The organism is Acinetobacter sp. YH12156, from assembly GCF_013418235.1.
In the GTDB taxonomy this organism is placed as follows: Bacteria; Pseudomonadota; Gammaproteobacteria; order Pseudomonadales; family Moraxellaceae; genus Acinetobacter; species Acinetobacter pseudolwoffii.
In genome coordinates, this window is record NZ_VPCL01000013.1 from 52,699 (window position 1) to 65,633 (window position 12,935).

The following is a 12,935-nucleotide window of genomic DNA, read 5'->3' on the forward strand; positions in this document are numbered from 1 at the left end:
GTGCTGTTGTACCCTCTGGTCCATGTGCAATAACTTATAATTTTTGTTTTATGTTATGGAACTTCCTGTTCCTGATGAGTTCATCATAGGAAAATTCCACTGTTCCAGGTAGTAGCAAAGGGCCGAGATTGATGTGCGCCAAAGCGTACAAAATAGCCTAAATTTTATCCCCAGCAATTGGGGATAGTTTTGGAACCTAGATCCGTATGAAATGGGCACTGATTACCAAATTGATCATTTATTAATCAAATTTCTTGGCAAAATGTTACAGATCCGCCTAAAAACTCACCAACTTATTACAAAAGCCAATTTTTGTGCATTTTGTGGTCAGGGTGAAATTTTTAAGTTGTTGATTTTAAAATTAATATACAAGTGTATTGCGTATAATATCCATTATGTTAAATCAGGTTTAAAACTTAATATCATGTGAATTAAAGTAGGTCGGATCAAACTCTATCTCTCCTATTTCATCCTCGATAATTTGCATGTAATCGTCATATCTTGGATGTTTAGGGTCTTGTAATGCATCTAAAATATCAAGATATCCAAAAATTCCTCCAATATCTTCAAATGGAGCATGATTTTGACCATCTATACAACATGGATATTTTTTATTTAAATCAGGAGATTGTCTGCTTTCTACAGTAATCAAATGTTCCCAACAATCGCCAAAATCATATGTATATATAATTTTTTTACCTACACGTAGAACTTCTTTCAATTTTTGTCTTTTATTGATCTTTTCATGCTTAATAGTCGTGAATTCATGTAAATGGCTATCTTCCCAATCAAAAGCAGATTGAATTGCCTTATGGAGCGTAGATAAAGTAGCTGCCGATGAAATTTGAATAGTTCTCCAGATTTCAGGATCACTGCCTAGAAGACTAATTTTTAATTGAAAAACTTCATCAGAAGATTTGAGCTTTACAGTTCCCATAACAGCCTAGTTCTCAAAAAATAGTTTTAGTAAATCTAAAATTAACATAATACACGTTATATGAACTTACCATGTAAGCCCAAAATAGAAATGTCCGGTTTCTCCAAAGTAAAAATGATGTGGTTCCGTTAATTAGACCACTCAATCTAGTTTTATAAGTGATAAATCCGCTCTAAATATTTAAATTATGCTGCCATTACTTTTGGTAAATGTCGATCTCCGTTGGGGTATACCCATATAATATCCATTATATTCTTAGCATTTTTCTTTGGTTTAAAAGCTATTAACGATCAAAAATTTTATCTAAACATCAAGAATGATGCAGGTTGTGGTGGCATGGGCATATAATTTGCCATCAGGCCCTACAATTTTGCCTTCAGCAGTCGCTGTTCTCCGACCAGCATGAATGACTTTGCCTTCAGCCCGTACTAAAGGTGTTGCCACTGTCAAAGCTCGCACCATATTTACTTTTATCTCTAAAGTTGTGTAGGTTTTTCCTGCTGGCAAAAGGGTATGGACAGCGCAGCCAACAGCGGAATCTAAAAGCGTGCAGAACCAGCCGCCGTGGACTGTACCCAATGGGTTGTAATGATGAAGCTTTGGACGCCCTTGAAAAACGGCAATACCTTTTTCCATATGAATAGGAGTGTAGTCGAGCGTTAGACCAATAGGAGGATGAGGCAGCTCTCCTGCAAACATAGCATTAAAAATGTCCATACCGCTGCGAGTGGTTAAGTCTGATAATGGAATGACGTCAGCGTCACCTAGCTTTTCTCTAATGAGTGCTTCTTCTCTTTCCCATGTTGCTATAGTTTCTTCAACATTCATTTTCAATTCCTTAAAACGATAAATAAGATGTTAGCTCATTCTTATAAAGACCAAAGTTTTATCAATTAGTGTTCTTAATGCCCACTTTTATTTTTAAAATACATCGTTACATAGCCGATTAACCAAAAAGCACATATTGCTTGAAACCAGATAAGACTGTGCATGGTGATCGTCATAATATTATCAGTCTTAACGTTGTAGTGTAGTAATGACAATAAACCCATCAAGGCATACAAATAAAGCCACCAATGCCCCTTGCTCATCTGGCTTTTGACAGCCACGATCAAGCCGTAGATACCGATTGGTGTCATGACGAACCAAAAAGCATCTACCAGATGAGGGGATAACCAATCAGGCTCAGGATAGTGATCAAAATGAACCACATTATGAACATAGTGCAAAATGCTCGAGAACACATTAAGTAATACAATAAAAATCAAGGTTTTACAATGTTTGTAACGATTTATCATGGTGTACCTTGTTGATCGTCTCTAAAATATCTTGCCAAATATGAGTGTTTTTACTTCTAAAATAGCCAAAATGCCCAATTGATTGGTCTGATCCCTTGCTAATGGTATAGCGTTTAAAAGTGATGGGTTGATCGCTAGTCACATTTTTCCAAAAATTATGCAGGTTGCGTTCAGTACAGATTTCATCATCATCGGCAGTGAAGACGAAAGTTGGCACATTAAAATTCTTGTAAGTCCCAAGAGGAATGGTTTTCCCATAGAATTTATCCGAGAAAAACAGCTCTTTTTCTCGGCACCAAGCACCCCATTCCTCTGTAAAACCAGCTGGCAAATCTTCCATGAGTTTGAAGCTTTTAGCCGGCACATAATTAAAGACTTTATTACTAAGCGGTGCTAAAAAACGGAAAAAGAAGTTAGCCTTAAGACGATAGCGAAGCGGCATATAGCTAAAGTATCCTGCTGAGACAGCCACTGCGATTAAAGCATCCAATTGATCAGCATTATGAGCAAGGCCAACTTGTTGACCTCCAGCGCTATGCCCTACGCAATACAAGGGTAAGTCATTGAACAGGCGCTTGGCTGTATCGATAACAGCTGGAATGTCGTACCGTCCGATATCAGAATACTGATAATGACAATCCTTTAGATGACTCACTTTAGAATCGCAAAACCCTCTGTAATTCCATAGAATGACATGGAAACCATGCTCTCTTAAATATTTAGCAAAAGGTAAATAATAAGAAGTATTGGTAGCGGTTCCTGGGTTTATTAGAACAACGGCTTTAGGATTAGCAGCTTTATAAAGAGTTGCACGCAGCTCGACGTTATCATCCGTCAATATATTAATATCCATAAAAAACCCTACTTGTTGTTAATTAATGGCTACTATAAACTATGGATATTACTCCACAGTCAAACGTTAAGTGAGCGTGCTCGATAATGAATACAAAAGAATTAACTGAAATAGTCGGATTAAGCAGAGATACAATTCGTTTTTATGAGAGAGAAGGGTTGATATTGCCACCATCTAGAACAGCTAATGGCTATAGAGACTATACTAATAAGACAGTCGACCAGCTTAATATGATCTCCATGGCGAAAGAGTTAGGTTTTACCTTAAAAGAGATTAAAGAGTTAACAGAGCTACTGTATACAAACAACCTGACCCAATCACAAATGGGTGAAAAGCTTCTAGAAAAAAACAAGCAAATTGAAGTTAAGATTCTAGAGTTATCTAAAATGAAAGCGTTGATAGATGATGCATTAAAAGGCATGTGTGAATATAAGGATCAGTTGGCGCTTTGAGACCTTCCTAAATTTTGTGTAAGTATTTAATCTAAACGTCAGTTACACAGAATCTGGGATGGTCTCTTCAAGTCCTCACTAGAGCACCGATCATAGATAGAATATCTATGGTAAGTACATCATGAAGTACACTGTGGCTATCTCAGCAAGTTGAAACCTTAATACCATTAGCCTACAGCTTAAGGTTCTAGTCCTCACTAGGGTACTGAATACCTATCAAAATCCTGGTCTAGAACTTGGGCTATAATTTTCTGTAGGGGCTGGTTTAGCAACTTCCAGCTCCCGCTTAGCCTCTACATCTGCCACCAATGATACAGCTATAGCTGGACTTCCGTATCTCTTTTGATGATAAGCCTCTTTTATCTCTATTCCAGTAGCGAATATTGGGATTTTTATAACACGATACGTCCTCATTCAAGCTTGAATAAGGCAACACCAAATGAATTTTATGATCGACATTTACCAAAAGTAATGGCAGCATAATTTAAATATTTAGAGCGGATTTATCACTTATAAAACTAGATTGAGTGGTCTAATTAACGGAACCACATCACATTCTGATAACAGCAAGGGACTATATTGTGCGCCATTCTTATCATATCGAAAAACATTATATTGAACGGTCAGGGTGGCTACGTGCGGCTGTACTAGGGGCTAATGATGGGATTATTTCTGTAACAAGCCTAGTAGTCGGAATAGCAGCCAGTGGTGCTTCTTCTCAAACATTATTAGTAACATGTGTTGCGGGATTAATTTCTGGGGCGGCTTCAATGGCTGCAGGTGAATATATTTCCGTTAAATCACAACAAGATATTGAAAAAAATGATCTGAAAATGGAGGCACGTGAGTTAAAACTCCATCCTGAACATGAACTGCAGGAACTAAAAAATATTTATATACAACGTGGTTTAGAACCAACTTTAGCTGAAGATGTCGCTAAACAACTAACTATGCATAATTCTTTAGATGCACATGCTCGTGATGAAATTGGCATTTCAGTTCATACCTCTGCCAAGCCATTTCTAGCGGCATCTTCTTCAGCCCTCGCATTTTCTGTAGGTTCATTATTTCCTTTAATTTCAATGATGCTTCTGCCTGAACAATATTTAGATAAAGGTGTCATGCTGATTGGAGTTTTAACTCTCGGAATTATGGGAGCATTGGCGAGTTATGCTGGCGGTGTAAGTATCTGGAGAGGTTCTGTTCGGGTTATGATTTGGGGAATTGTCGCAATGTTATTCAGTGCTTGGATCGGATCACTATTTAATGTTGCTGTGACCTAATATACTTTGTGTATCTGATCACAATATTTTAATCCAATAAATTATTATAGGTTTTGAGTAGTTATTATTCATGAGTTCTCCTAACTTTTAGATACTTATATTACATATGATCTAACCTGATTAGAGGTCAAAACTAAGATACTCTGCCATATCTTATCTATAATTTTTATTATTTAACTATAGCTGAATGATAGCGAGCCAAATCGCATACAATATCTATTATTAGACTTAATGTAATAATTAAATGATAGTGTTATCATTAATCTAATAGAATTAAGATTAAATGATAGAAATGAATACACGTATTTATCTACGAGCTTCAACTAAAGATCAAGATGCAGAAAGGGCTTTGCAGATTCTTCAGGATCTAAACCAAAACTTGAATTTTGGAGAAACTATTGTGTACGTGGAAAACTATAGTGGTACGAAGTTAGACCGACCTGAATTGAATAAGCTACTGTCAGAAGCAAATCAAGGTGACACCTTGTTGGTTGAAAGTATTGACCGATTATCACGCCTAACCCAACAGGATTTTCAAGAGCTGAAGCGCAGGATTCAGGAGAAGGGACTTCGATTAATTGTGGCAGATCTTCCTACTACCTACCAAATGATTCAAACCAGTGACAGCATTACTCATTCAATCTTGGAACTCATCAACAATATGTTGATTGATCTCCTGGCAACAATGGCCCGCCTGGACAATGAGAAACGTATAGAACGTATTAAGCAGGGCTTAGCGCGTTCGGGTTACAAGCCAACAGGTAAGAAAGCCAATGAGGCTAAGCACAAACGAATAAAAGAATTGCTAGCAGCTGGCAATATGACTAAGGAAGAAATTGCCAAAGCAGTGAATTGTGGAGTTGCAACTGTTTATCGAGTTGCTAAGGCCATTTAAAAAATGGCTTGTATCAGTGCTACCCTTATGTCATATCTATTTGTAGTGGGAAAAGGCATTCTTAAAGATTAGAAGAAGGTATTAATAATGAGAAAGCATTTGATTTTCCTGGTTTTTATTTTAGCTCTAGTTGTTAAGATCAATAATGATCATAAAAAAGGGCAAGTATTAAATTAAAAGACCGGCCTATTTTCAAGCCGGTCTTTTATATCGTCGAGCATCATGACTTTATCATAGATATATGAATATTAAGATAAATAAAAAGCCCTATAGTCTCTCCCGTTACTATAAGGCTTATAAATCTCTGCAACTTTTTTCTTAACTACCTACTTTTCCGATGTAGGTTGTGAATATATTCTACCTATTGGTAAAATACAAAGCTATAAGACAAAAGATTAATATGCTAGGAATTTCGCATAACCGCCATTATGTTAAATAGATGATTATTTAGTTGCAAATTTCAGTTTATGACTTCTGACATGATTAATTCTATATGAAAATCTTATCAAAAGTTGAGGGTTAAACCACTATCTAATCGAACATAGTCTTCTGATTTTATTGTATATTAACTAATTTTTAGATTTAACTTTTGTATTAATAGAAGAAATAATGAATAGTATTTTATTAGAGACTAGAATGAACTTTTCTTGTGGTATCAGTGCAATTCATCTGTTAGATGAATCACGTTTAACGAGTATTGTTAATCAGTTAAACCCAGAAGCAATGCAAAAATTAATATCATCATTAACTTCTATTGATTGGTCTGTTGAGTTAATTAAAGAATATGAGCATAAATGGGATTGGTCTAATTTATCCAGAAATCCATCATTACCTTGGTCAATCTATTGTTATTCTTACCTGAAATTGATGTGAGCTTATAGAGACAAGGTAAATTTGCAAAAGTGCCGGCTATTCAGTGTTCATTGAATGTTTAATTTAATTTATTAAGCTTGACCTTGGAGTGGCTCTAAGCCTTATACTTGGTACAAATTTTTCGATTGTTATGATGATGCGTTCTACTACATGGATTACAGTCTTGGTTGGATTGTTCATGTTCCAAAGCTTTTGGAATGTGGCGGCGGCCTTTTGTGTCCATGAACAACAGCCTCAATCACAGCAGAGTTATCATTTTGGTCATCACCAAAATACCTTGTGTGCCAGCGATAGTCGTCAACACGATCATAATGGACAGTCAGAAAACATAAAAACATTCAGTAGCGATTTAGAAATCGGTGAAGATCATCAAGATCATCTACCATCGATGACGCATTTGATTGTACAAAATGAAAAAGTAGATGTGTTTCATCCAAGCTCTGAAGTTAAAGTGAATCCACAATTTCATTGGAAAAACAGCTATCAGGCTCCTGACCTGTTTCAACAAAGCCCACCTCCCGAATTTTCCCCGCTCATGGTGGGGTAGCCTAAAACATTCCCACCACTTTTATTATTTAAATAAGTGGGAAAAATCATGTCTTCACAATCAATTATACTCTTGCGTCATAGCTTGGTTGCTTGTATATGTGCAGCGGCTATGCAATATAGCTATGCTGAAAACGTTACCAGCTTTGAATCCGCTTTAGCAAAAGTACAAAGTTACCAGACTCAAGACAAGCTGTGGCAACAAGTTCAGCAAATATCTGAATTGAATATTCAGCAAAGTCGGTTATGGCAGAATCCAAGTATAAGTTTAGAACAGTCTGGCTTTGGCTCAGGTCAAGAACAGGAATTCAATGTTGGCGTTAGTCAACCTCTAGATCTATTTGGTCAGCGTAAGCTGAACCGGGTGATTGCCAATACCTCGAATCAACAAATCCAATTGCAACAGCAATTATGGAAGGCACAAAGCCAACTGATTGTTAAATTTGCATGGTCGCAATTTGCACTTGCTGAGGTTGAGCAGTCTGCTTATTCAGTACAGTTAAAAACAAGTAAAGCCAATCTGGACAGTGCCCAGAAACGCTATCAGGCAGGCAGTATTGCCCTGGTTGATTTTGAGCGTACCCAAATTGAAGCGCTAGAAATCCAACGACTTTATCAGCAAGCGATGCTGAATAAACAAGCTGCCGGTCGTCAGCTGTCTAATTTGTGGGGGGGAGAAACATCTTCACATCTTCAATTGAATAAAACCGCTATCCCTTGGCCAGAGCAAAGTCTCCAAACTGTGCAACGGTATATTGCTGAAGGGTGGCTAGAAAAATTCTATGCCTTGAACATTCAGCAATCGGATCATCAAATTGAAAATTTAAGAATTCAGGCACGTCCCAATCCGACTTTAAATGTAGGCATGAAACGTAGCAAAACCCCTAATGAAAGCAACGATACGACTTTGGCAATCGGCGTGGCTATTCCACTGAATATTTTCAACCGCCAGCAATATGCGATCCCGATGGTCCAGCAACAGCAAATATTGCTGAACCAACAGCAGCAGCGTGAGCTGAAGCAACAAATACTCAATATTGCCAACAGCATGCATCAGCTCAAAGGTTTACGTAGCCAGTTCGATGCCACAACAGCACAAGTTACTTTGGCGACCAAAGTTCAGAGCCGTACTTTACAAGGGTTTCAGGCAGGGAAACTGTCCATTACCGACGTTCAGCAAGCAACCACCCAACTGCAGAATCTTCGATTGGGTCAATTACAAATTCTACGTCAAGCTTGGCAAACTGCCCTCGCAGCTGAGGCACTCAGTATTGGCACAAGTTATGAAGAAATTAGCCGTTCGGATGCCTATACACAACTGAATAAAAAGGCAGTCGAAGCATCGCAAAATTTAATCAATGGGGGAGCACGATAAAATGAACGCCAAGCAAAACGGAAAAATATCCCAGTCTCTCATGATTGCAATTTTGATTATGATTACGGTCTTGGTCAGTCTGGTTATTTGGTTAAGTTCAAAAAAAACTGAATCTGAGGGGCATGGTCATGATGAGGGAAATGCCGAACATTCTGATGAAGATAGTTCTGAAGAAGGACATGCTGAAGAAGGCGAAATACAACTGACCAGCCAACAAATGGTTGAACAAGGTTTAAAAGTTGCTGTTGCATCCACAGGATTGGTTGAAAAGCTGACAACCCTGCCAGGTAAATTGGTGGTGAATACCGATCAACAAGCGCATATATCGCCTAATTTTAGTGGTCATGTCGAGCAGGTCAATGTGGCTTTAGGACAGAGCGTGCAAAAAGGACAAACGCTGGCTGTACTAATCGTGCCTGAACTGATCGACCAACAGGCAAATCTGCGTATGGCACAGGTGAATCTGGATTTGGCCCGTAAAGATTACCAGCGCGAACAGCAACTCTGGTCACAGGGGATTTCTGCCAAACAGGATTACCAGCGTGCCGAAAATGCCTACCGTCAAGCGCAGATTACTGTCCAGTCCTCACAAGCACGTTTAAATGCATTAGGTGCAAGTGGCAATAACAATGGGCGTTTTCTGATTAAAGCACCGATCTCTGGGGTGATCAGTCAAAAAGATATTGTGGTCGGTGAAAATGTGCAACTGGCTAATCAGCTCTTTGTCATTGAACAGCTGAAAGATTTATGGCTTGAGTTTAATTTGCCGAATCAATTCTCAGGTCAACTGCAAGCCGGGCAAAAAATTGACTTTAAAGTGAATGATTCAGATCAAATCTATAAAGCTACTGTACAAAGCTTAACCTCTCAGGCAGATGTACAAACAGGGCGTCTGGTGGTGCGCGCAAAACTCGATGCGCAAGCTACTGAGTTGCGTTCTAATGTGTTAGTGAGAGTGTTGATTCCGGAAGCTACAGCAAAATCAGCCCTTCGGATTCAAAAGTCTGCGCTGCAAAGTATTGAAGGTGAAGACAGTATTTTCATCGTAGATTCAGAACAAAAAGGTCAAGTCCACTTAAAAGCACAGAAAGTGCAATTGGGGCAGGCTTCAAGTGATGGACAATGGCTTGAAGTGATTTCTGGGCTGACTGAAGGGCAGAAGTATATCGCTCAAGGCAGTTTCTTGTTGAAATCTGAATTAGAAAAAGACGAGGCAGGCCATGAACATTAATTCTGATCTGCCAAAACCAGAAGGTTTATTCGAACGAATCATTCAGTTTTCCATACAAAATGCGATTTGGGTGTTGCTCTTTGTCTGTACCTGGATTGCGGTCGGGGTGTATAGCTATCAGAAACTCCCGATTGATGCTGTACCCGATATTACCAATACCCAAGTCCAGATTAATACTCAAGCCAAGGGTTTTACTGCGCTTGAAGTCGAACAGCGGATTACCTATCCCATTGAAAATGCCATGGCTGGCATTCCGGATCTGGAGCTTACCCGTTCCATATCCCGTTATGGACTCTCTCAAGTCACCATTGTCTTTAAAGATGGGACTGATATTTATTGGGCCCGTCAGCAGATTAACCAACGGATACAGGAGGCGCAATCTGAGTTGCCTGCACAAATCGCACCGACGATGTCCCCCGTTTCTACGGGTCTCGGTGAGATTTATCAATGGGTACTGAAGGCAGATCCGAATGCGAAAAAGCCGGATGGAACTGCATACACGCCGATGGATTTGCGTGAGATTCAGGACTGGATTGTGCGTCCTCAACTGCAACGTGTTAAGGGAGTTGCAGAGGTCAACAGTATTGGTGGTTTTGAAAAAACCTATGTGGTCTCTCCCGATTTAAACCGGATGCAGCAACTGAATATCTCATTAGAACAACTGCAACAGGCTTTAGCGCAAAATAATGAGAACCGAGGTGCAGGTTATATTGAAGACAATGGTCAGCAACTGACGGTACGTGTACCGGGTACATTCAATGGGCTTTCTGATATTGAGAACACCATGCTGGGTAGCCCAAATGGCAGCCCAATTCGGGTTGGTGATATTGCGCAAGTCTCTATTGGGCATGATTTAAGAACCGGTGGGGCAACCTATAACGGCAAAGAAACCGTTTTAGGGATTGCCATGATGGCGATGGGTGGAAATAGCCGGACTGTTTCTAAAGCTGTGGATGCCAAGCTTCAAGATATTCAGAATAGTTTGCCTAAAGGGGTAGTGATTGAAACGGTGTACGACCGTACTACCTTGGTTGAGAAGGCGATTAAAACCGTTCAGAAAAACTTGGTAGAGGGAGCAATCCTGGTCATCATCATTCTGTTCCTGTTTTTAGGGAATATCCGTGCTGCCTTGATTACTGCCTGTGTCATTCCACTCTCTATGCTGTTTACCTTAACCGGGATGGCACAGAAAAATATCAGTGCCAATCTGATGAGTTTAGGTGCACTCGATTTCGGCATCATTGTCGATGGTGCTGTGGTGATTGTCGAAAACTGTATCCGGCGTTTAGCCCATACACAGCAACTGTTAAAACGACCTCTCACACAAAGTGAACGCTTTAAGGAAGTTTTTCTGGCTGCCCGCCAAGCACGTCGTCCTCTTATTTTTGGTCAGCTTATTATTTTGGTGGTGTATTTGCCGATTTTTGCTTTAAGTGGTGTAGAAGCAAAACTATTTCATCCGATGGCTTTAACCGTTGTTCTCGCACTGGTGGCAGCTATTATTTTATCGATCACCTTTGTGCCCGCTGCAGTTGCTTTATGGGTTAAAGGGGAGATCAAAGAAACGGAAAGCCGTTGGATGATCTGGCTCAAAACCCGATATCAACAGATATTGGATGGAGCCTATCATTACAAAGCGGTGGTTTTAACTTTTGCCATTTGTCTCCTGGTCATTACGGGTCTGCTCAGCACGAAGATTGGCAGTGAGTTTGCACCCCAGCTGAGTGAAGGTGATTTTGCGGTACAGCAATTACGTTCTCCAAGCACAGGCTTGGAAGAGTCTTTACGTATTCAGGAAAATACCGAAAAGCTTTTACTGAAAAACTTTCCCGAAATTAAAGCTATATTTGCCCGTACCGGGACTGCTGAAGTGGCGACAGATGTGATGCCACCGAATATTTCCGATGGTTATATCATGCTGAAACCACGTGAGGAATGGCCAGATTCAAAAGAAAGCCTAGATGCACTTCGAACCCGAATGGAAGCTTATCTTGCGACAATTCCCGGCAATAACAGTGAGTTTTCTCAGCCTATTGAGCTACGTTTTAATGAACTGATTTCAGGTATACGCAGTGATGTGGGGGTGAAGGTTTTTGGTGATGACATGCAGGTTTTGAATACTGAGGCTGCAAAAATCGCGAAAATCATTCAGCAAGTCGCAGGTAGCAGTGCGGTGAAAGTTGAACAAACTTCGGGTCTGCCTTTACTCAATGTAGAGATTGATAAAGCTTTAGCTGCCCAGTATGGCTTGAGTGTGAAATCTATTCAGGATGTGGTGGCTGCAAGTATTGGTGGACAAAGCGTGGGAGAGATTTTAGAAGGCGATCGTCGTTTTGATTTTGTTATCCGTCTTGGAGAGCAAGACCGTAGTGTCGCATCTGTTTCCCAGTTACCTATTCAGCTTCCAAATGGTGGCAGTATTTTATTGTCGGATGTCGCGCAAGTCTCGACCATTGAAGGAATCAACCAAGTCAGTCGAGAAAATGGTAAACGCCGAGTTGTGGTTACAACGAATGTTGAAGGGCGTGATTTAGGGTCTTTTGTTTCTGATGTACAGACACAGCTCAAAGCATACACTTTGCCAAGTGGTTATTGGATAGAATATGGCGGTCAGTTTGAAAATTTGGCTTCAGCCAAAGCACGGATGCAAATCGTGATTCCACTGGCTTTAATCACTATCTTTATTTTACTGATGGCGGTCTTTCACAATGTCAAAGAAAGTCTATTGGTCTTTACCGGGGTACCCTTTGCCTTGACCGGTGGTGTGCTGTTCCTTTGGCTAAGGGATATTCCATTATCGATGTCAGCTGGAATTGGCTTTATTGCCTTATCTGGTGTTGCAGTCCTCAATGGACTGGTAATGCTGACCTTTATTAAGGAATTAAGGGACAAATATCCAGTGCATAAAGCCGTGTGGCAAGGGGCTATTTTGCGCTTAAGACCAGTGTTGATGACAGCTTGTGTGGCTTCACTGGGTTTTGTACCAATGGCGCTGGCAACCGGAACAGGGGCTGAGGTTCAACGGCCACTGGCAACCGTAGTGATTGGCGGGATTATCTCTTCAACATTACTAACTTTGGTGCTGTTACCCGTGCTTTATCGTTGGATAAATGAAAAGAAAGTTTCTTAATCCAATAGATTAGTCGATTTACAGCAGAGATATTGGCTGTTATCCAATATCTCTGCTCATCA

12 protein-coding genes are annotated in these 12,935 nt (G+C 39.9%); 8 read left to right on the plus strand and 4 right to left on the minus strand.

Annotated elements, in window-relative coordinates:
* Positions 1 to 409: 409 nt before the first annotated feature.
* The 4 genes from FTU87_RS11815 to FTU87_RS11830 all read right to left on the minus strand — a co-directional run bounded on the left by FTU87_RS11815 (position 410) and on the right by FTU87_RS11830 (position 3,088).
* The gene (locus tag FTU87_RS11815) at positions 410 to 937 is read right to left on the minus strand and encodes a plasmid pRiA4b ORF-3 family protein (RefSeq protein WP_000537573.1); all 528 of its coding nucleotides are present in this window, start codon (positions 935 to 937) and stop codon (positions 410 to 412) included.
* A gap of 303 nt (positions 938 to 1,240) precedes the next feature.
* Entirely contained in the window at positions 1,241 to 1,765 is a 525-nt protein-coding gene (locus FTU87_RS11820) for a PaaI family thioesterase (RefSeq protein ID WP_100358188.1), read from the minus strand.
* 74 nt (positions 1,766 to 1,839) lie between these two features.
* Positions 1,840 to 2,235 carry a hypothetical protein gene (locus FTU87_RS11825; RefSeq protein WP_004282178.1) on the minus strand — a complete coding sequence of 132 codons (396 nt, stop codon included), beginning with the start codon at positions 2,233 to 2,235 and terminating at the stop codon, positions 1,840 to 1,842.
* Positions 2,210 to 3,088, minus strand: a complete 879-nt coding sequence (locus tag FTU87_RS11830) for an alpha/beta fold hydrolase (RefSeq protein ID WP_004282179.1) — start codon at positions 3,086 to 3,088, stop codon at positions 2,210 to 2,212. Before FTU87_RS11830 ends, FTU87_RS11825 begins: the two co-directional genes overlap by 26 nt.
* Positions 3,089 to 3,174: 86 nt before the next feature.
* On the opposite strand from FTU87_RS11830, the gene FTU87_RS11835 reads away from it, so the two are divergent.
* The 8 genes from FTU87_RS11835 to FTU87_RS11870 all read left to right on the plus strand — a co-directional run bounded on the left by FTU87_RS11835 (position 3,175) and on the right by FTU87_RS11870 (position 12,873).
* Positions 3,175 to 3,540, plus strand: a complete 366-nt coding sequence (locus FTU87_RS11835; RefSeq protein ID WP_180097445.1) for a MerR family transcriptional regulator — start codon at positions 3,175 to 3,177, stop codon at positions 3,538 to 3,540.
* 581 nt (positions 3,541 to 4,121) lie between these two features.
* The gene (locus FTU87_RS11840) at positions 4,122 to 4,823 is read left to right on the plus strand and encodes a VIT family protein (RefSeq protein ID WP_002058850.1); all 702 of its coding nucleotides are present in this window, start codon (positions 4,122 to 4,124) and stop codon (positions 4,821 to 4,823) included.
* A gap of 283 nt (positions 4,824 to 5,106) precedes the next feature.
* The gene (locus tag FTU87_RS11845; protein ID WP_148334749.1) at positions 5,107 to 5,718 is read left to right on the plus strand and encodes a recombinase family protein; all 612 of its coding nucleotides are present in this window, start codon (positions 5,107 to 5,109) and stop codon (positions 5,716 to 5,718) included.
* A gap of 609 nt (positions 5,719 to 6,327) precedes the next feature.
* The gene (locus tag FTU87_RS11850) at positions 6,328 to 6,591 is read left to right on the plus strand and encodes a hypothetical protein (RefSeq protein ID WP_180097448.1); all 264 of its coding nucleotides are present in this window, start codon (positions 6,328 to 6,330) and stop codon (positions 6,589 to 6,591) included.
* Positions 6,592 to 6,727: 136 nt separating this feature from the next.
* Entirely contained in the window at positions 6,728 to 7,138 is a 411-nt protein-coding gene (locus FTU87_RS11855; RefSeq protein WP_197704863.1) for a cation efflux protein, CzcI-like, read from the plus strand.
* Between the two features lie 48 nt (positions 7,139 to 7,186).
* On the plus strand, positions 7,187 to 8,512 hold the full coding sequence (locus FTU87_RS11860) for a TolC family protein (protein ID WP_035269736.1): 1,326 nt from the start codon (positions 7,187 to 7,189) through the stop codon (positions 8,510 to 8,512).
* 1 nt (position 8,513) lies between these two features.
* On the plus strand, positions 8,514 to 9,743 hold the full coding sequence (locus tag FTU87_RS11865; RefSeq protein ID WP_180097451.1) for an efflux RND transporter periplasmic adaptor subunit: 1,230 nt from the start codon (positions 8,514 to 8,516) through the stop codon (positions 9,741 to 9,743).
* Positions 9,733 to 12,873 (plus strand): efflux RND transporter permease subunit, encoded by a 3,141-nt coding sequence (locus tag FTU87_RS11870; protein WP_096902762.1) that lies wholly within the window; start codon positions 9,733 to 9,735, stop codon positions 12,871 to 12,873. Before FTU87_RS11865 ends, FTU87_RS11870 begins: the two co-directional genes overlap by 11 nt.
* The last annotated feature ends 62 nt before the right edge of the window (positions 12,874 to 12,935 follow it).